Annotated in this window: 16 protein-coding genes; 1 reads left to right on the top strand and 15 read right to left on the bottom strand. The window is 26.4% G+C overall.

Annotation, left to right across the window (positions count from 1 at the left end):
* Positions 1–39: 39 nt before the first annotated feature.
* The 13 genes from VS182_RS03275 to VS182_RS03215 all read right to left on the bottom strand — a co-directional run bounded on the left by VS182_RS03275 (position 40) and on the right by VS182_RS03215 (position 18,839).
* Entirely contained in the window at positions 40–585 is a 546-nt protein-coding gene (locus VS182_RS03275) for a phosphatidylglycerophosphatase A family protein (RefSeq protein ID WP_479485066.1), read from the bottom strand.
* A 13-nt stretch (positions 586–598) separates the two neighbouring features.
* On the bottom strand, positions 599–3,529 hold the full coding sequence (dnaE, locus tag VS182_RS03270; protein ID WP_479485065.1) for a DNA polymerase III subunit alpha: 2,931 nt from the start codon (positions 3,527–3,529) through the stop codon (positions 599–601).
* Between the two features lie 315 nt (positions 3,530–3,844).
* On the bottom strand, positions 3,845–5,149 hold the full coding sequence (locus VS182_RS03265) for a hypothetical protein (RefSeq protein WP_479492743.1): 1,305 nt from the start codon (positions 5,147–5,149) through the stop codon (positions 3,845–3,847).
* A gap of 1,815 nt (positions 5,150–6,964) precedes the next feature.
* Positions 6,965–7,717, bottom strand: coding sequence for a glycosyltransferase family protein (locus VS182_RS03260; RefSeq protein WP_479488876.1), 753 nt, complete (start codon positions 7,715–7,717; stop codon positions 6,965–6,967).
* A 789-nt stretch (positions 7,718–8,506) separates the two neighbouring features.
* On the bottom strand, positions 8,507–9,160 hold the full coding sequence (locus VS182_RS03255) for a transposase family protein (protein WP_479485062.1): 654 nt from the start codon (positions 9,158–9,160) through the stop codon (positions 8,507–8,509).
* Between the two features lie 75 nt (positions 9,161–9,235).
* Positions 9,236–9,397 (bottom strand): hypothetical protein, encoded by a 162-nt coding sequence (locus tag VS182_RS03250; RefSeq protein WP_479485061.1) that lies wholly within the window; start codon positions 9,395–9,397, stop codon positions 9,236–9,238.
* Between the two features lie 855 nt (positions 9,398–10,252).
* Positions 10,253–11,281: a glycosyltransferase gene (locus tag VS182_RS03245; RefSeq protein WP_479492742.1), complete on the bottom strand. Its 1,029-nt coding sequence runs from the start codon at positions 11,279–11,281 to the stop codon at positions 10,253–10,255.
* Between the two features lie 1,844 nt (positions 11,282–13,125).
* Positions 13,126–14,115: a glycosyltransferase gene (locus VS182_RS03240; protein ID WP_479485059.1), complete on the bottom strand. Its 990-nt coding sequence runs from the start codon at positions 14,113–14,115 to the stop codon at positions 13,126–13,128.
* 216 nt (positions 14,116–14,331) lie between these two features.
* A complete protein-coding gene (locus VS182_RS03235) occupies positions 14,332–15,060 on the bottom strand; it encodes a class I SAM-dependent methyltransferase (RefSeq protein WP_479488873.1) in 729 nt (242 codons plus the stop codon).
* 2 nt (positions 15,061–15,062) lie between these two features.
* Positions 15,063–15,764 carry a glycosyltransferase family 2 protein gene (locus tag VS182_RS03230; RefSeq protein ID WP_479485057.1) on the bottom strand — a complete coding sequence of 234 codons (702 nt, stop codon included), beginning with the start codon at positions 15,762–15,764 and terminating at the stop codon, positions 15,063–15,065.
* A 5-nt stretch (positions 15,765–15,769) separates the two neighbouring features.
* Positions 15,770–16,438, bottom strand: a complete 669-nt coding sequence (locus tag VS182_RS03225) for a class I SAM-dependent methyltransferase (RefSeq protein ID WP_479488872.1) — start codon at positions 16,436–16,438, stop codon at positions 15,770–15,772.
* 428 nt (positions 16,439–16,866) lie between these two features.
* Positions 16,867–17,586 carry a class I SAM-dependent methyltransferase gene (locus VS182_RS03220; protein ID WP_479492741.1) on the bottom strand — a complete coding sequence of 240 codons (720 nt, stop codon included), beginning with the start codon at positions 17,584–17,586 and terminating at the stop codon, positions 16,867–16,869.
* A 1,073-nt stretch (positions 17,587–18,659) separates the two neighbouring features.
* Positions 18,660–18,839 (bottom strand): hypothetical protein, encoded by a 180-nt coding sequence (locus tag VS182_RS03215; protein ID WP_479492740.1) that lies wholly within the window; start codon positions 18,837–18,839, stop codon positions 18,660–18,662.
* A gap of 185 nt (positions 18,840–19,024) precedes the next feature.
* On the opposite strand from VS182_RS03215, the gene VS182_RS03210 reads away from it, so the two are divergent.
* Positions 19,025–20,296, top strand: coding sequence for a transposase (locus VS182_RS03210; RefSeq protein WP_479492739.1), 1,272 nt, complete (start codon positions 19,025–19,027; stop codon positions 20,294–20,296).
* A 247-nt stretch (positions 20,297–20,543) separates the two neighbouring features.
* On the opposite strand, the gene VS182_RS03205 is transcribed toward VS182_RS03210, so the two are convergent.
* Positions 20,544–21,119, bottom strand: coding sequence for a hypothetical protein (locus tag VS182_RS03205; RefSeq protein WP_479492737.1), 576 nt, complete (start codon positions 21,117–21,119; stop codon positions 20,544–20,546).
* 552 nt (positions 21,120–21,671) lie between these two features.
* The gene (locus tag VS182_RS03200; RefSeq protein WP_479492736.1) at positions 21,672–22,493 is read right to left on the bottom strand and encodes a hypothetical protein; all 822 of its coding nucleotides are present in this window, start codon (positions 22,491–22,493) and stop codon (positions 21,672–21,674) included.
* Between the last annotated feature and the right edge of the window lie 190 nt (positions 22,494–22,683).

Genomic DNA, 22,683 nt, shown 5'->3' with positions numbered 1-22,683 from the left:
ATTTTATAAAATTAATTTAACTACTGCCGAAAACAAAAATTAATCTTGGTCAATATCTATATCTGAATCGATATCGATATATGTCCCTAATTGCTTCAAAACCGCATCATATTGCTCATCACGTGGTCTTTTATGCGCAATTCTTGCAGAAGCTGCCGCGGCAATCCCGGCCACAATATCATCTAAAAAAACATGAATATCAGTAGAATGTGAATTCAATTTGCGAATGATACCTGTTTTCTTTTTGTCCAGGTAACCAAAACTCGTAAGACCAATCGAGCCATATACATTGATAATACTTAGTGCTAAAATTTCATCTATTCCATAAAGCGGCTCATCAGTATCCATAATCATCTGAAATGGCTCAGGTAATTGTTTTTTTTCAGCTAACTCATCCAAAGAAATACCTGTAATAATAGCATGCTGAACTTCCCTCTTTTTCAACACAGCATGAACACTTTCTTTACATTCGGTAATAGTTAAAGTCGTATCATAGGGAGCTTGTAAATCATAAGCAATCGTAGCAATATCATCAATACTTACGCCACGTAAATTAAGTAATTTTAGTGAATGTTTATAAAACAAATCCTTCACCTACTTAAAGAGATATACCTTCATGTACAGAATCATTGCCCAATAAATTTTTTAAATTACTAAACAAATCAGGATGAAATTGTACCCGATAATTATCAGCTGCTAACTTTATATATCGACCTGTTCGTTCATAAAAAAGATAAACATCATAATCACCTATATATGTTTGTAAAATCTTTTTTAATTTTTTCAAAATATCTGTTTGCTCTTTTTCGCTCGTCAAACGTAAATATAACGCCGGCAAATGCGCATTAAAACCTAATATCGTTTGCTCTACTTCCTGCAATTGTATACGCGACCAAGGTGTAGTGTCTATCAAAGAAAAACAAGCGCTCTTTTGCCATATTTGCAAAGATTGAACTTGTTGAGCACGATGACCAGGTAATAAACTAAAAACCCCGACACTAGCCAAGCTAACTAAAGAAGTTACCACCTGTGCTTTAGAAAAATTTTTACATATATCATCAAGAAAGTCACACCAGTTAGTCGGCATAGGCCTAAGATGCTGAAATAGATGCTTGTTAACACCACTAATAGATCCAAGACCTGTACGTATATGTTTCTTTTCAACTGTAAAATTATGATCACTAAATCTAAGATCAGGTATCAAAATTTTTATCTTTTGCTGCTTCAAACTAGACACAAATAAAGCCAACCTTTTACGATCACCCATAGCTTCTTGTAAATTAGCAACCCAAAAAAGCAGAGGATAGTTGGCCTTAACATATGCTAATTTAAGAACTAATGTAGCATATGCAGAAACATGACTACGATTGAAAACAAATCCCAAATGATTCCCAATAGCTTCATAACAATTTGAAGCTTGTTCAAAAGACAATCCTTTAGCCATACAACCTGAAACAAATGGCTCCTTCAATAAAGTGAAATTGTCGATTTCATTTTTACTAATCGCCATTTGTAACTTATCAGCTAATTCCCAAGAAAAGCCAGCAATATCGACAGCTATTTGCATAACCTGTTCCTGATATAAAAGAACACCTCGTGTACCAGATAAAATATCTCTCATTCCAGCAATATGAGTAAAAAAATCATCACCTTTGCTTTGTAAATAACGATAGATATATTTTTTTGTTCCCGGACGATAAAGAGCAAGAATGTCCATTAACTCTGACATTTTCTGCGGTTTAACACTCTTTAGCAGCGTCCTCATGCCTTGTGATTCAAGTTGGAACAAAGCAATGGTATCACCTCTAGATAAAAGATCAAATGTAACTTTATCTTTCTCCATTATCCCCATATCAGGGATAACACTCTCTAATGAACCAAGAACATTTAATTGATTTAAAGCCAAAAGATCCAATTTTAATAAATTCATCTGCTTTAAAAAATACATATCATACTGCGAACGCAACATCTGATAAGTACCATGATCTAAAGGTATATGCGAAATTAATGGCTGTTTAGTAATAATAATTCCCGCAGCATGAGTAGATACTTGCCTAGGCATACCTGTACATAGAGCTAAAATAGACAATAGGCGCGGATGTGCTGACTTTAAATGCTCTCTTAAAACAGGATGTTCTCGGATAATCTTATCAAAAGATAAATTTTCTTGTGGTAACAAAGATAATAAATAACGCAAATTCACTTCTTTTAAATCTAACTTACTCGCTAAAAATTTAAGCAATGCCTTAACCGTCCAACGAGCAAAAGTAGCAATCTGCGCCACATGACCTTCACCGTATTTTTTCTTTAAATAATGTAAAATATCAGAACGTTGTGAACCAGAAACATCTAAATCGATATCAGGAAACCCGGCTCGATCCATATGCAAAAAACGTTCAAAAAGTAAGTTATGAGCTAAAGGATCAACATCCGTTATACCTAAAGCATAGACCACTAAACTCCCAACAGCCGAACCACGCCCTGGTCCTATTGTGATCTTTTTTTTACGCGCATATTGTACCAACTCAGCAACTAACAAAAGATATGAAATTAAATCTTTTTGCTGAATTATATCCCATTCCTTAGCTAACCTCTGCGAAACATTTAAAGATAAAGGATAATTGTACCGTCGCTTAACACCATCATCGATCATCTTTTTTAAAAGACCCGTACGATCAGATAAACAATCATGAGGCAAATTAAAAACCACAGGTGCAAAAAAATCAAAGCCTGAACAACAACGATTAACAATAGCCATTGTTTCTTGTACGGCAAAAGACCATTTATGCCAATGCTCTTCCATAGCATGTGAAGACAAAAAAGAACAATGATGATTTAAATTTGGTCGATCTTGCGAAAACAAACTATACGCAAAAAAATCATATACACTAACAAAACGAACTTCATGTGTCACAACAAGTGGTATATTTAATTTCTGAGACACAGCATAAAGTATAGTATGCAAATTATGTTGCCACGTTAAGCCATAATCTTGCAACTCAATACGCAAAAAATCAACACCAAAAATAGCCAGTAATTTCTTAAAAACAAGCTCTAAAGATATAGCTTCAGCCTCATCAATCAAAAATTTACCCCATATGCCACCTCCAATTAAAGCAATCAAACCGTCACTGTAACCGGCTAATTGACCTAAATCTAACCCTTCACCCGATAAACGAGAAGAAGCTTTCAATTGACCAAGTAATTGTAATAAATTTTGATAACCCTGCATCGACTCAGCTAATAAAACAAGATTCACACCTAAACCATGACGCTCCAACAAAAAATTAGATCGCGACTTAATCCCTAAATTAAGGGGAAAAACACAGCCGATAATCGGCTTAAGACGATACTTACGGCAAGCTTTGATTAAATCAGGCACACCATATAAATTTTTAAAATCAGTCAACACAAGTGCCGATAAGCCATAACTAACAGAAGCTGATGCCAATTCATCAATATTAGCTATACTCATACCAAAACTATAAGAACTATGTACACGCAAATGAACAAAAGAAACAAATAACACCTCCTTCAAAAAATATTACAAAATAATTGCCCTCTTACACGATCTTTCAAATAAAAAATAGCAAATAGCAAATAGCAAATTACAAATAACAAATCTATAAGGAAAAATAAAAACACATTTACTAAAATTTATATGAAATAATTAATATTAAGATTTCACAAAGAAAAACATAAATTATAATTTATAAACATATTACTAAATACTTTAAAAAATATCATTTATAAAAGATCATCAAGATTTAAAAAAATCATAATTAATAAATAAAACCATTAAATAATAGATTTTATTTACAATTTCTTTTATTGGGCAAATAAATTATTTATATCTATTAAAAATAATATGATATATCCAACAAAATAGCAGATTTATACATATAAAAAACAGCATAGCAGGTGTAATATGCCAAATCATTTTAAATATTAAAGAAAGATAATCTTCTGAAAAAAATAAATTAATCGGCATTTGATAGAACAAATTAATAGTTAAAGCTATGAACAAGCTCGCTATGCTAAAAGAAACAATTGTCGGTAAAAAAAATATAAGTATCAACTGAATGATAGATAAATATCGTTTTTTAGATATATTAAAATCCGAATTAAGCATTAAAATTATATTGATCATTAATAGAAAATTAAAAATAATATTAATATAAAAAATTAGTATTATAAATATGTAACACGGAATCGGATATAGCATTTCATAGAAAAAATTCTTGGTAACAATATCGATCTCAAGTTCAAAAAGCAAATCTAAACCTATTTCTTCTTTTAAATGATGAAAAAAAAGATAATCTCCTAAATATTTACTTTGAGCTAAAATTATTGTAGCTATTTGTGCTGCGATTTCTTTAACATAGGGATCTTTGTATTTAATAAAATTATTTTGTAAAGTTAACAAATTTAAAGCCATTTCTCCATTCAAAGGTAAATTATCCTGCGCATAATAGTTAACAAAAACATTAAACTGTTTAGACAAAGATTGTTTTTCCTGAGCAATAACTTTTTGTTTATCCCCCTGATAAAAATCAAAATACCTTGTGCTTAAAGATTCTTTCGCCTCACTTAACATTTCCTTAAAATATTTATCACTTACAATAACTGTTAATTTAGGTCGAAAACCAAAAGAAGTATCTGGTAATAAATCACTAACTTCATTACTATACCAAATTTTTTTATTATCATTCCAAGAATTAAATAAAACATCAACTGCATTTTGACAATAGCGAGCTCTTCGATCACAACTTAAAACTACTTCATCTTCTTTAATCGATAAATTATAATCAGATAATCTATTATAATCCATCACAGAAATAGCTCTTATCTGATATACCCGAGCTTTTTCAATTCCTGCTTTCATTTTATAAATATAACCTTGATCTAAAGAAAGATTAATTTCTTGCGTAACTACAGGATAAAAAACGGGCTTTAAACCTAAACGATCCATAATCATATCTACATCTTTAGACATCACATCCCAAAGTTCTTTAGCCAAATTACGATAATGGACCTTATGAGCTATTTCCTCAAATACAGGCATTAAATCATCTCTATGGGCTAAAGATTCAACTTTAGCCGGACCTAAATTATAACTAAACAAAGGTCCATCATCGCTAAAAATCATTTTTTTTCGAAAAATAACTTTATCATCCAACAAACAATATAAACCATGAATAAAAATAACTAAAGTTAACAAAAAAGATAAAATAATATTTATAAAAGAATATTTCTTAAAATAAAAAAGCAAAAAATTAAAATCAATGCGACGAAAACACTTTAAAGATATTATATTATATTTTGATTGAAAATATAATATAATATAAACAATAATATTTTTATAAAAAACATAAAATAAAGAAAATAAGAGCAATAACAAAATAAAAATATAAAACTTATTATAAAAATCGTCCTCTATTGAATCATAAAAAAAGCCGATAAAATAGATTAGAACAACAAATAACAAGAGAAAAAATACATAAAAAAATATCGAAAAATCAGTAATTATCTTACTCTTTTTACTAAAAAAACAAAACCAATCCCGCAAAAATAGAAGTTTTTCATGTAATAAGAATGTAAAGCATCGATAAATTAATATAAGAAATGACAAAAAAATAGCATAACATGTACAAAACCAAACAAGCTGCCCGTATGGAACATAAAGCTTTATCGGAATTAATGTATCAAAAAAAATATTTAAAACTACAACGGTTAGATCAAATATGTACAGCGAAAATAAATATGCAGCAAAAATAAATGCATGAATTATAATATTATGAAAAGTTATAATAAAAAGCAATTTAATTTTTTTAATATTACCAATACAAAAAAAAAATTTTTCTCTAGCTAACCCAGAACATATATTATAATATATTTCAATATTTTCTGTTTTATGAGTAATAGTTAAAAGTTTCTGAAAATATACTAAATTAAAAAATATAACACCTAAAACAACAATATAAAAAAGATTAGAAACAACGATAGGCATAGGTATACCATCTATAAAAGGTTCTGGCACCACTGATGATAAGAGGATACCAATATACTTCGAAAAGTCACTACCGAAACATATTTCCGAAAATATAAAAGCTATAAATTTATTGTATATAGATAAAAAATATAAAAAAAGCAAAAAAAGATAAATAAAAAAACAATGAAATAAAATACCTATAAAAATCTTATAAGAAGAATTCATACGAAAAAGAAGTGAAATAAATAATATCATATAATCAATACCTAAACCCTTGATTTTATATAATTTAATCATTATTATAAATATTAATTATAAATTAAGGATATTAGAATTGCAAACAAAATTATCCCAACACATTCATAAACATCCGGTATCAAATTTTGATTAAATTCATAAAATAATTAAATAAAAAAATTTAAACCATAAAATAAATAAAGGTATCGTCCTTAAATATTAATATATCCGATTAATAATAATATAATTTAAACATAAAAATAGCCATTATCATAGATTTTAGTATATAATATTAAATTCTTAACTCTCTTTATATGGGTTCTTGGAAAATTTCAATGAATAATGCAATATTAGGAATCATTTATCAAAAAATGAAAAAACCATAAAAGTAGCAACTCTAAACTTAGATGAAAAAAATAAGTATTAGACTAATATCACAAATATTAAATTTTATCTTAATAATAATATGCATAGTTCAAAATAACAATACCATATAACAGTATTATTTTGAACTAAAAAAAGATATCGCATTTAAACTTAAAAGCATAAATCTAAAATAAAAAATTTATTTTATATCTTAGAATATATTTATAATTAATAATAATAGATACATAATATTAAAATAAATTCAAAATATTATGCTGATCGAAAAATAAGTTATAATAAAATCTCAAATTCTTATAATAATAAAAATTAATCATAATAATAAAAATATATTAATTTTCAAGGAATATATTATAAAATCAAACCTGATTGATCTATAAATTGCAACAAATTTTCTATTCTAGATATCCAAGTTTCCTGCTGTGCATATAATTGACGATCTTCTAGACTTTCCTTAGCAGGTCCATATAAGATACTATCCAATGAATTAATCCATTCATCAGCCATTGATGCAATATTGATATATGGACAAGCTAGTACTTCAGCGATAGGTGTGGATAAAACAGTTATACCCACAGATAGATATTCATACATTTTCAAAGGAGAACTGCTATGAGTCATATAACGCACTTCAAATGGTATAATACCTACATCAAAAGCACCTATATAAGAAGGTAGATCAGCGTATAACTTCCAGTCAATAAAAGAAACATTTTTGAAAAAATTAATCAAAAGATTATTTCCATACGTATAATCCATACCAACAAAAACCCATGTAATTTCTTGTGTTCTTTTAATAAAATGAACCAATAGTTGAATATCTATCCATGAAGCAAAAGCCCAACTAAAACCAATTATAGGTTTAGAAAAATTCTGAAATTCAGTTGGTACAGGTAATGATTTTGCATCTTTAAAATGTTCACTATCAGCAGCATTGGGCAAATATAAAAGTGGTTTATCAGGCTTCTGAGGAGAAATTATTTTATATAATCTTCGGCTAACAACTGTAATAAGATCTGACTTTTCTAAACATTCATGAAAATAATTATTATTATTAGTCGCATACTCTTCTACAAAATCATCTAAATAATCAAAAATAAACACTTTAAAATTTAATCTTTGTTGAACTTAAAATACTTAGGATGACTCAATACAAAAATTGCTTCTTAATCTTGATTTATCGCATATCTTCGACCCACCAAATTAACACCATCTATAAGGAGCTTGTCCAATAAACCATTTTAAATAGTGTTTAAGAACCTAATTTAATAAACAAAAAGCTATGATAATGGCTATTTTTGTGTTTAAATTAAAACATTACTAATCGGCTATATTAATATTTCTGAACAAGCCCAAGAAACAACTTATCATAATCAAGAGAATGATCAATAAAAAAACCTCTTCATTAAGAATTGCTAAAGCTTTACACATTTATTGAGGTCTGTGAAATAAAGTATATTTTTACCAATAAATATGCGACATATAGCTCCAACGCAAAAAACCAACTCCTATATTTTTTATTATAACTAAATTTAATATATGATTTCATAAATAATATGTTACCTTTTTTATATTAATATACAATAAACTATGATTTTGTCCAAAAAGCAATGTAAAAAGAGTTTAAGAACCAAATTTAATTCAATGGACTTGTCCAAGAATCAATGCGAAGGGAGTTTAAGGGGCTAAGCAAAGGCATTCAAAGCTATGGTAATAGCTATTTTTGTGTTTAAATTTCATCAATAGTGTTAAAATATAAAAAAAGAAGATTTTTGTTTTAGGGATTTTATTCCTAGGTTTAATTTGTCATTTTTGTAGTTATAAACAATGAAATTCTATTAAAAGCACCTAACTAATAAATATATAAATGGTCAGAATTTTTAATTTTACTATTTAGCTTGCTTTTTTATCTTCTTTAACTTCTTGGAATTTCCCTAAAGCTAGATGAGAATTAAACATTGCGCATATTAAATCAAATTGTTCTGGAAATTTTTTAGGATTATTACGATATCTATTAGAAATAATCTTAAATCTTTTTAACCAACCTATAACTCTTTCTACCAATGATCTTTTACGAGAAATTTTTTGATTATACTCCTTTTGTTCCTGGGTCAAATTCTTTAACTTACTTCTTTTATATGGTAAAAGAAATAGCTTTTGTAAGCCCTGAAAGCCTAAATCAGCGATTAAAGTGGCATATTCAGATAACCATGGAATGTACGAATCTTTAAAAAGCTTAAAATCATGTACACTCCCGGGTGCAAAATTTGTGTAGCCAATAGAAGATGTTTCAGCACAAATTGCAAGTAAAGACTTCATTTTTGGGTGTTTTTTTCTTCCAGATTCATATTTTTTATTATCTTTTTTTGGTCTTTCTATGCGCACTTCAGTACAATCGAATATAAACAAACCAAATATGAGAGATGAAAAATATGGGCTCTGATTTGCAAGATATCTTTTGGATAATACTTTCTTGGCGATACCTTGTATCTTTTTTATGATGTTATTAAATGTGCTTTTACTAATACCAAAAATTTGTGCAATCATTATATTCGTAAGCCCAAGAAAAAAATTATGAAAAAATAAGTATACTTGATTTTCGGGTCCAAGGATATTGTGTCTTCAAGCCATTATTTTGGTCTTTAAATCTATTTTTCTAACTCTATTAACTATTTTTCCAAAGATGATTTTATCTACAACGACAGCAGACATGAATTTACCGTCATCAAATGCTGCTATTTTGGAATATTCCATATTTAAGTATTTAACTTTCGATTTATACATATATGCTTAATCACCTCTTTTAAATATCAAATTTTATTGTAGTATATATCTAAAAAAATCACAATGTCAATATGACATTGTGATTTTTTTAGATATATACTACAATATTAAATTCTAAAATATTATAAAGAGATAAAATTATTTTATATAAACTTATTTTTTAGCACGAACTTAAAAATGTTAATAAAATGTATGCATTTAGATATATAATTATCAATATTCAAATAATTAAAACATTAGTATTTATATATCTTAAAAAATATATAAAAGGCAGCTTTATTGTTTATTTTAAGCTTTTTTAATAAAATTTTAAAATTGACAATAACTACTAATAATCTGAACTAATCGTCTATATTAGCATTCTTGGACAAGTCCATTACACATATAGTAGATGTAATATTATCGGATGGTGAAAATGAGAATTTATATATTTAACTTGTCTGGAAAGATGGACATATACAATTATCAAAGTTTTTTGGTATTTATTGCTATCTTTAACGTTCGATTCAAAAACTTAAAATTAAAAAAGAATGATTTTTATTTTTAATATATGAAAAATAATATTTTTATTATAAATGTATATTTTTATTATAAATGTATATTTTTAATAGTTTTAAATTTCTTTTAAAAAATAAATCAGATTCGCATGTTTTTTATTTATAATATATTTTGATTCCAATTACTTTATATTTAATTTATATTTAATTTTTCGATATTTTAACACTATTTATTTAATTAAAAAATAAAATTAGCGATGATCATAGCTTTTAGTGAATTCGATTAGATTCTTAAGATACATTTTCAAGCGATTTTAGGACAAGCTAATTATACTTTCAAAACTTTTTTAGTTAGAATTTATGAGATATCAAAATTCGAAATGCCTAATTGGTCCATAAACTGAAACAAATTTTTCATTCTAAATACCCAAGTTTCATTTTGGGCATATAATTGACGATCTTCTACACTTTCCTTAGCAGGTCCATATAAAATGCTATTTAACGAATTAATCCAATCATCAGCGGTTTCTGCTGTATATACATAAGGACAAGCAACTGCTTCAGCAATAGGGGTAGATAAAACAGGTAGTCCGGCTGCAATATATTCGTACATTTTGACAGGTGAACTACTATGCGTAAGATCACGCACCTGAAAGGGTATGATACCTACATCAAAAGCACCTACATAAGCTGGTAAAACCTCGTATAATCTCCAATCAATAAGATGTAAATTATCCAAATCAACTAAAATATGATTTATCCCCATATAATCAGGACCTACAAAAACCCATGTCATTTCTTGTGTTCTTCTAATAACATCTGATAATAATTGCATATCTATCCAGCCAGCAATAGATCCCATAAAACCGATGATCGGTTTAACTAAGTTCTGCAAATCAACTGGCAAAGGTAAGGATTTAGCATTTTGAAAATGTTCAATATCAGCAGCATTAGGTAAATACAAAAGAGGTTTATCTGGCTTTGTATCAGAAATAATTTCATACAATCTTTTGCTGACAACTGTAACTAAATCAGCTTGTTCTAAACATAAAGGAAAAAATTCATTATTCCAAAAAGCAAATTCATCAACTGCCTCATCTACATAATCAAAAATCAATAATTTGGCATTGTAATCTTCTTTTACTGTCAAATATCCTGGATGATTCAACCAAAATATAGTTTCTTCATTATCATCAATCTTATATCCTCGTCCTACGATCTTAACACCATCTATTATAGAAAAATCATCACTCTCACACCTGCCATAAACAAAAAAAACATCTTGACCAAGCCGTGCCAAAGCTTTACAAACCTGCTGAGGTCTTTGTATTACATATAATGATTCCCAAGGAATATCCGACATATAAATCCAACGCACACAAATCATCTCCCAGCATTTAAGATAAAAAACCTCTTTATCGAGTTACTGAATTTTTTATAAATTTGTCGTGGTCATTTGCATATAAAAGTGGCCAAAGTATAGTATGGGCATTTATAACCAATAGTTTCTAGGATGTATGCAATTTTAAAAATATATTTATTATAATGAATTTTTATTACAATTAATCTTTGTATATAAATATAAATAATATAATCTCAGAAACAAGAAATACTTTTAAATAAACATTACCATGTTTATTTAGCTTTTAATACTTTATATAAAATCAAACCCAAAATCCCTAATTATATTTTATTAAAGTTTTTTTGATATTTACAAAAAAATATTTTGATGTTTCAAAAATATGTTTATTTTATAACGTTGGTTTTTAAGCAATATATATTATAATCCAGATAAATTGCCATATTAATATAAAATAAATAATAAGAATGCTTAAAATAAAAAAATGACAAAGCTAAATTTATAATAAATAAAAAATAGTCTTCTAAAATTTAATAATTAGATAAAAAGAGATTTAAAATAGCAAAAAGTATGATGATACCAACATTTTTACATTTAGTAGATACCCAATATCTGAAAAAAAGCATAAAAGTGTTAGCCATAATAAATTAGATGAAAGAAACCAATTATTATTATGCTTTCGTAGTATGCGAGTAGCTTATACATATTAAAATATTTCTTTGAATTTTTATGTTAATAAAAGTACTGTTTTTATAATTATCAAATCTATAGAAGATGCAGCAAAAATTCTATACAATTATCCTGGATCAGAATAATTATTAGATAATACAAATATCTTACATATAACCTATATGCTATTTAAATAAAAAACCCCTACTTTTTAGAAAACAAGAAACATAAATAATAAAGTTTTAATTATAATTTCTTTAGTAACCAAAAAAGGGGTTTGTAAATTATAAAAAAAGTAGTGTACATGATTTTAATATCTATAAAAAAGTTAGAGCTTGACCAAAAACTAACCTAAATAGAGTTTAAGAACTTAATTGAATGTAATACAAGCTATGATAATGTCTATTTTTTTGTTTAAATTATATAATTAATAGGCTATATGAATATTTCTGGGCAATTACTAATATTAATTTACATTAATTCGTATATTTAATATTATATTATGGTTTTTAAGTCATATATAAGTATCATATTAATTAAATTCAAAAGAAAAAATGTAGAAAAAAACTCTTAACAAAGTAAAGTTCGATATACAATCTAAAAATTTCAACAATTAGAATTCCTGCATAACATCATGTTAGCTGAAGAATCAAGATTTATCCCCAAAAATTAATAATAGCCACGATAGATGATTCAAAAAAAATTAGAATTAAATATAATACATGTATAAATAGTAGGTAAGGATTTGAAAAACAACTTAAAGTAATAATTATAAATATTAATTATGACTTATAAATTATACAAAAGAAAAAACCTTAAAAAATCAAATAATTTGTGCGGTTTGTTCAGATACATGAATAAGATATGATTTTATTATTTTTGATATTTAAATATATGCATGAATTAAAAGGTAAATTAAGTTAAAAACAAATTAAGTGAAAATAAATTTAAGAATTAGCTTATATTTTTTTATAATTTAATATCATAAATAAATTTCAACTGTAATAACAAGTCCTTATTTTTTAAACCAAAATATGCATGTTAAAAATAGGTAATCATTCTATTGATATAGTTTTTTATAAAAATTATAATGTAAAAAGTCTAATATATAAAAATTATCTCTAGTGATAATTAGACTCATCATATAAAATGATCATTTTACCTCATTTAGGAATTTTTATTCTTAATATTAAAAAAATAAATTAATTAATAAATTTTAATAATTTTTTAACTCTAGCATCCCAACTTTCTTGCTTGGCATATAATTGCCGATCTTCTACACTTTCCTTCAAATTACCCTTTAAAATATTTTTTAAGGATGCCACCCAATCTTCAACAGTTTCAGCAATATATGCGTAAGGACAAGCTACTGCTTCAGCAATAGGGGTAGATAAAACAGGTAGTCCGGCTGCAAGATATTCGTACAATTTGATTGGAGAACTACTATTTGTCATATCGCGAACTTCAAATGGAATAATACCTACATCAAAAGCACCTAAATAAGATGGCAAATCATTATATGATTTTAAACCAGTGAAATATATATTATCTAGATAATTAGACAAATAATTAAAATGAAGATAATCAGGCCCCACAAAAACCCATTGCATGTCGGGAGTTGCCTTCATAACCAAATAAAGTAATTTTATATCTATCCAAGAAGAAATTGAGCCCATAAAACCAATGATCGGTTTTTTAAACTGTTGTAACTCATAAGATATATCTAAAGATTTAGCATTTATAAAATGTTCGATATCAGCAGCATTGGGTAATTGTAACAGCGGCTTATTTGGTTTTATATCAGAAATAATTCTATGCAATCTTCCACTAACCACTGTAATTAAATCTGCATTATCTAAACAATCATAGAAAGTGTTATAAGAGCGAACAGAAAATTCCTCTACCATTTCATCTATATAATCGAAAATAAAAAAATTAGCATTGTAAAAATCTTTTAAATGAATATAGTCCGGATGTGTCATCCAAAAAATAGTATCTTGACCCTTATCAATTGAATATTTTTTGCCCACAACTTTAACACCATCTTTTATATAAAGAACATCGTCGGGACGATCACACTCAACAAAAAAAACCTCTTCTCCAAGATTAGCTATAGCTTTACAAATTTGCTGTGGCCGTTGAAATACAGCATCTTTTTCCCAAAAAATAGTTGAAGGATAAATCCAACGCATTAAATCACATCCTAGATAATTTTAATAATTAAAAAATATCCTATAATTTTTTTAAAAAAAATAATCTATATAAAAAGCTATATAAAAATTATTATGCTAAATATATTTTTAATACTATATTTTGCAAAGATCCATATTATGAAAATATTGATTAAATATTTTCATAATATGGATCTGAATATGCATGCGATTGTCATAATAATACAAAAAAATTAATTATGTAAATAAATTGACATAATCAACTACTTTAACCAAAACCCAATGCTTATCTCCATCAATTTCGCGAAAAGATTCTTCAATCTTAAAAACTCGCTTTAAATCTTCTATGAAAGGATAATGATCAAAATCATCTACCAAAATTAAAGTTCCTTTTTTACAAAAAGGCGCCAATAAAGGATATGCTAAAGAACGTCCATTTCCATGCGGTCCATCAACTATTAAAATATCAATGCTATCCTCTTCTAATTCCAAATCATGGATATTAGTATAAAAAACATTTTTAATGGCATAATTATTATATTGTTCTTTAGGTACATCCTCACCCATTTTAGACCAAAGATCTAAAGATTTCATCGGATCGGCAAATAGTAAATCTTTGTCTTCATCTGTTATTTGTTTTAAAGGTGAAAGATGAATTTTAAAATAATTACGAATATCTTTTGAATTGGATTCATCGATATATTTATTCAAAATATCATAAATTTTAATGTCATGTTCTATGCTAGATACTCGTATTGGCAATAAATCTAATTCTAAAATCGATTGCAAAAAAATTGTCGACTTACCACCTCCTAATTCTAAGATATTGTAAGGTTGTGAACGCTTTTCTAAACGACGAAAAATATGAAATAAAGCTCCTTCAGATAAAGACAGGCCTCCATAAGGATTCGTTGAATCCTTATCTATCGATATTTTAAATGCACGTTCTATATCACGTACGATCAAATTTAGCCCTCCCATTTTATCAATTTTGGATTTTTATCTAATATAGATTTATATTGACCTATATATCCATAAATGCCATCTGGATCTAATTCACAATAACGTTCATATTTTTTTTGACGATCATCTAACCTAGCCCATCCATAATGACGAATACGCGTTTTCGTTAAACAATACGGAAATGAATAAATATTTCTGGGAAAACGCCCACAATGTTGTTTAGTTGTCTGCCAAGTATAATCCAAAGATGGCACCCAACGAACTAAAAAAGGTCTGTGTACAGTATGCGCAATCCAATAACCATCTTCTCGATAATGATCTTCATCCCACATATCGTATAAACGGAAATATACAACATGATATTTATCTTGATTCAAAAGTGTATCGATTTCTGAAGAAAAATCCGAATCTAATAATTCATCTGCATCTAAATTTAAAATCCATTGCGGATTTGTAGCAACTGTAGCTTCCCATTGTTGCTTTCTAAGTAAAAACTCATTAGAAAATTTTGAATCTTCATTAACAATCAATGTCAAAGGTATCCCTTCAAGCATTTCCTTACAAACATCTACTGTATTATCAGTACTACAATCATCTATAATTACCGCATTATGAATAAAAGAACGATGTTCAAATAATACTCTCTTTAAATAACGGTCTGATTCATTACGTACAACCATAGAAAGAGTTATCTTAGATCTGGTCAATATTATCAAACCTCTTCAAAAAAAACATTTTTACCAACATCATCAATCTGATCGCCTTCATAATTTTTAGCATAAACAACCAATGTTTGTTTACCATCCCAGAATTTTTTTCTTGATTTATTACCATCCGAAATACGAAAAACTATTCTACGAGAATCATCAATCTTTTCCGGAAAAGTATCATGATCAAATACAAAAAAATGTTCCTCTGTTAAAGTTCCATACTCTTGAAAAGGAACTAAGAAAATAAGATATTTTTTCGTTTTTTGCAAAATCTTTCCTATAACAGCTATAGGATCCGAAAAATGCTCTAATGTATTTGATACAAAAAAAACATCATATGTATCCGATAAATCTAATAAATCACCAACAATAAAATCATATCGAGGATAAAGTCTTTTCGCCTGATCAATCGCTGAAGAAGCAAAGTCCATCCCCACAACCTTAGCTAAAGGAAAAGCATCCGCTAAGAGAGGCACGGCTTGACCTAAGGCACATCCAGCATCACAAATATTATATTCATTTTCCTGTAAATCTTTGTATAAAAATTCTGGCAACATGTTCAGAGCAAGATTAGCAAAATATTTAGTTTGTTCGCATCCATTATATTCAATCCAATTGCTATCAAAACGCTTCTCCCAGTACAGCTTACTATTAACATCTAAATTAGACATAATAATCACCTTGTTTTACCAAAAAATATAAATTATGAATACTTGACATTTATTTTCACCATTACATAAGTTACTCCATTATATTGTTCATAATCCTAAAAAATTCATCTTAATAATAAAATAATAAACAATCATATTATTGATGATATTTATTAATAATAACCTATATTATATAAAATATCTATAAAATCAAAAATAACACAATTTATATAATATTAGAATAATTTAATTTTAATAATAAAAAAATATGATTAAAATATAATTTTTATTTTAAATATATATCTAATAATATCTAATATTTTATATAAATAATATCATTATTTTTTAGGTTGTGTTTTCATAATATTAATTTTAATAATGATTTAATTCCCATAATAATACCAATAATTAATTATTTTAAATCAATTAACATAATTAATTATTTTAAATCAATTAACATAATTGATTATTTTAACTAAAATCCAACGCTTATCTCCTTCAATTTCACGAAAACATTCTTCAATATTAAAAACCCGCTTCAAATCTTCTATAAAAGGATAATGATCAAAATCATCTATCAAAATTAAAGTTCCTTTTTTGTAAAATGGCGCAAATAAGGGATACGCTAAAGAACGCCCATTACCATGTGGACCATCTACTATTAAAACATCAATACTATTTTCTTTTAATTTCAAATCGCTTATATTATTATAAAAAGCATTTCTAATAGTATAATTATTATATTGTTCTTTAGGTACATCTTTACCTATTTTAGGCCACAAGTCTAAAGATTTCATCGGATCAGCAAAAAGTAACTCTTTTTCTTCATCCGTTATTTGTTTTAAAGGTGATAGGTAGATATTAAAATAATCTTTAATATCTTTTTTTTCTGATCTATGAATAAATTGATTTAAAAAATAATAAAATTCACTATCATGTTCGACACTAGTTACTTTGATAGGCAATAAATCTAATTCTAAAATTGATTGTAAAAAAATCGTTGATTTCCCTCCACCTAATTCTAATATATTATAAGATGGTAACTGCTTTTCTAAAAAACGAAAAATGTTCAATAAAGCTCCCTTAGATAAAGACATACCTCCATAAGAATTAGATGCATCTTTATCTATTGATAACTGAAATGCACGTTCTATATCTCTTATAATCAAATTTATTCTCCCTATTATATAAAATCAGAATTTTTAAAAAACATATTTGTATTTAACTATTACATAAATAACATATTACTCTAATCTCCAATGAAATACATAGGACTTTAATAGAAATATTAATATATATTATTAGTAATGATGTAATTTAAAGATAAAAATAACCATTATTATATTTTTTAGTTCATTCGATTAGGCTATTAAAAACTATTTACAAAGGTTTTTGAACAAGATCCTATTGGTTAATGATAATCGATGCAACAGAAATTTGTGTATAGAATTAATAATAAACTGATTATTGATAATAATTAAAAGCTCGTATATCGTATACAAGAAAATTTAGAACATGATATTTATCATTATTGAATAATATCTATATCTTTAACTAAATATTAATCTAATAATTAATCTGAATTTAAAATATATGGCAGAAAAATTGAGATTATTGATGTTTAATTAAAAATTAATATTAGAGTAATCTCTTTATGTATTTCTTTAAAAACCTCTACTATATGATCATTACTATAATAATACATATTTACTGCATTATAAATAAAAAATGATGTCCAAATGATGATGTATTTTAAATAAAAATATTCTTTATTTATAAATGGCCATGGAAAAATCTGCCTTAGATCTGATCAATATTATTAAATCTCATCTAAAAAACATGTTTAATAAAATGATAAATATTATGATTTTTAGAATATAATTCAATTTTTATTAACCATTCTAGAATCTAATTACCGTCATTTTATGAGTTTAATTTAAATTGGATTTTGTATGCAAATCTTAATAAAATATTTATTAATAATTAAATTTTATTTATTAATTTAATATATGGATTTTATTTATCCGTCTTTATTTTTAAATTGAATAAAAACACGTATTAAAATCAATGCATGCCTTACTTTACATGTTTAATCCCGATGTAATCTTATACACTATGACCAAATTGCATTAAATATTACTTAATAACATCTATTACATTGAAATTATAATTCCTATGCAATAAGAATTTAATTTTAATAATTAGAATAAAAATATAAAATATTAAAATAATTATCCATAAATTATATTTTCACTTGATTTTTCAAATATTCTTTTAAAACCATAAAATATTTTCCAGCATAAGATAAGTCGGACAATCGATATATATGATAAGCAGGTAAATGAGTATCAACATAAAGCGGAAAACCCATCGCCACAGCAAGAATACAAAAATATCTATCTTCACCAAAAAAACGAAACATTATATATATCTGTACATGCAAAAAAAGCAAAAAAATGTAAATTATTAATAAAAATAATAAAATATTATTGCATTTCCAAAGTTTACAATATATTACATTTTAATATTTTACAAACAAAAATAGACATTCCGCTATCACCTGTGTAGAATGTAAGTGTTAACAAAAAACCAACAGGAGGATAGAGAATGTCTATTAATTGTAGGTTAACAAATAAATCTCATTTGGTCAAATTTTTTCGTAAATTGGGGTTAATATCCCAATTTACTTCATCTGTTTTTAATCATATTTTGCAGATTATTGATGGTATGTTGTCACAAAACTTTAACGGAACTTTGTCAGATATTCATAAAAAAAACTTTTATAACAGGTGCCGCCAAACGATAAGCCATATGATGACTAATTCAAAATGGGATGAAAAAATACTTAGTGACGCCATAAACAATGTTGCTTATGAAGAAGTTATCAATCAAGCTAAGAGAAAAAATAAACCTTACTTTCTGATAATTGACGATACAGTATGCCATAAGACAAAGCCATCATCATTAGCTGAACACCCTATACAAGCAGCAGGTTACCATTATTCTAATCTAGATAAAAGAAGTGTATATGGTCATTCTATTGTTCAAGCTATGTTACATACAGATGGTTTAAGCTATCCTATAGAAGTTACACGTGCTAATAAAACAGAAAGTAATAAAATGGATACTGCTTGCGATATCATATCTAGTGCTCCTGAGCCAGATCACAAAGCATATGTTTGTGTAGATTCTTGGTATATTTCAAAAAAGATCATCGAAACAAGCTTAAAAAAAGGATTTCATTTTATAGGTGCATTAAGAATCGATATTGTTATTTGTCCTTTAGGCATTAAAAATCAAATAAAAATGTTTTTAAATTTTATAAAAAATAAAGATACAAAAGTTGTTACCATTAAAAAACAAAAGTATCGTGTTTATAGATATGAAGGTAATCTTAATTTTATTGACAATGCAGTTGTCCTTATTTGTCTTAAGGAAGGTCAAGATATATCTAAAGCAAAAGCTTTTATTTGCACAGATATGGAGCTAAGTAATGAAGAAATTCTAAATTATTATTCGAAAAGATGGGAAATCGAAACCTATTTTAGAACAGCTAAAAATTATCTTGCTTTACAAGGATACCAAGTCAGATCCATCAAATCTTTAGATAGATACTTAATTTTACAAATGTTTGTAGCAATGTATTGTATACATACAGGTAATGGTAATCTCCTAAAGGGATTACGTAAATATCAGGCTAAAAAAGAAGCTGATCGAATAGAAGATATGATTGATATATTAATTTCATCCCTTAAAGAGGTAATATCATATTTAGATGTTCCTACGCATATATCTGTGAAGCTTATTTTATCACGTGCCAAAAAAGGATTAAGAGCAGCACTAAGGTCCTACTGTTATCAATTTAAAGAGGTAGCCTAAATCTGCAAATACAATTAAAAAGGATAGATATGGTAAAAAAACTAAAAAAGCTAGATTTGTTTTTTGACCATTTATAAATATAATTAAATTTATTATAACAATACAAATATATAAATTCTCTTTTTAGAGTAATTAAACATAAGGATGCTAAATTACTCTAAAAATAAAAACGATCTTTTGTATAAACAAATAATGTTCAAACTTAGATTATAATAAACTTTTTAAGTTAATTTTTGAAAATCAAAAATTATGGCCTATTTTTTTTGGAAAGTACAGATATATAATCAAAAGATACGCAAGAATCTAATACTTTATGATTGATCCAGGTACATGAACCTAATCCACCCAATTCATACCAACCTGGTATAAGTAACTGATTCAAAAACTGACGAACTCTTCTAAGACGTTCATCCTTTGTTATACGTTCCCCTCGACCTAATCGATAATTGGTATATTCATCAAGAAGCCAAACTTGTGGAAGTGTCATATAACCAGGCTTAGAAGTTATCCAGAAAATATTAGAAACAATTGGTTTATCAGCTTTTAATAGTTGATTAATTGTTTCAGGATGAATCATAATATCCGAATCAATCAAAAATACATAATCATATTTTTTTAAACGAGCATAATCAAGTATTTTATTTTTTAAATCCACTACTTTATTAACAAGTTCTGCATTCCAATAATGTGTATATTCATTCTTAACATGCTTAGAAAATTCATTACAACCTAAAATAATAGTATCATCTACAGATTCAGCAAACTCAAATAAAATTCGTTTTGAGAATGGATGTTTATTATCATCGAAAAAATAAAATGTCAATTTTACGTTCTGATTAATACCTAGACACTTTAAACTATCTAAAAAATATAAAAGAAACTGTGGGTGCTGTTGTACAGGACTGCCAATAAAAATTCGTATTTTATTATTAAATAATATTCCGCTATAAAATAAAAAGTGTGAATAATTGTATTATTTAAATGATAACATGTAATTTTAAATATCAAATTATATGGATATTGAAAAATAAAAATCTAATAAATAATTATTTTCAAAATTAATAAAAAACTCTATAAATATATAAATTAAATCCTATAATTGAAAAAATACAAAAAGAAGTTAAAAATAAAAAATATTTTTTAACCTTACATTCAATATATTATCTTGTCAATGAAATGTTAAACTTAGTTTATAAATAAAAAATTAATTTAATTTAAAATTTATTATCAATAATTTGATGAGAATAAAAATATTGATAATGAAATCTATACTTATTGAAAGTTATAAACAAAGATATTTTAGATAGTTAAAATAAAATGTTTGAATAATTATAAATATATATTATTACGAAAAGAATATAATTTCAGTCGCTTGCTATAATTTATTTAAATACTTTTCGGCTGATGATAAATTTGATGATAAACATACATGAGCTGGTAGATGTGTATCAACATAAAGAGATAACCCCAATACAACCGCGCGAATACAAAAATGTCGATCCTCGCCAAAAAAAGAAATATTAGGTATTTCATTAAATGATACTCCTAATTCCAAAGCATATCGATTCATAAGTGTACAAGCACCTAAGCAACCTACTTCATACAATCCAGGTACTCGCAATTTGGTCATAAAATCATTAATTATTTTTTGTTTTTCATCATCTGTTACGTTATCTTTAGGACCTAAACCATCAAAATCATATTCATCCCGAAGCCAAACTTGTGGCCTTTCTTTACCACTCGATCCCCAAGGAACCCAAAAAATATTAGAAACAATTGGTTTATCAGCTTTTAATAATTGATGAATCGTTTCTGGATTGATAAGAATATTAGAATCTATTAAAAATAAATAGTCATATTCTTCGGAAAGCGCATGTTTAATTATAGCATTTTTTAATTCAGCAATTCTCCAAATATGTGCCTCTGTGTGATGATATTTACCTTCATCATCCATATATGAATATACTTGATTTTGATCTAATAAAATAGTATCTGGTAAAGATGTGGCAAAATCAGAAATTATTTTTTTCGATGCTGGATCTTCATTATCATCGATAAAATAAAATGATAAAGCAATCTCCTCTCGGACATTAATATTCTTTAAACTTTCTAAGAAATAATTCAAAACATCTGGATTGCGCTTAACAACGCTACCTATAAGGATTCTTATTTTATTATTAATACTATATACCTCCAAATAGTTTATATTTATCACCAAAAAACAAGATGATAATAAACCTTGTATGTTCAATGACAATATAAATAATTTTTGAAAATAAAATTTTTTATATCTTTTTATATACTTTGCGAATAATAAGATCTAAAAATAATCAAAAATATCTTATTAAAACCATTTAAAATATATTATTTATAAATTTTCATAGAAA

The organism is Pasteuria ramosa, from assembly GCF_056496785.1.
Note: the sequence above shows the minus strand (reverse complement) of the source record. Positions and strands in the feature narration are given on the sequence as shown.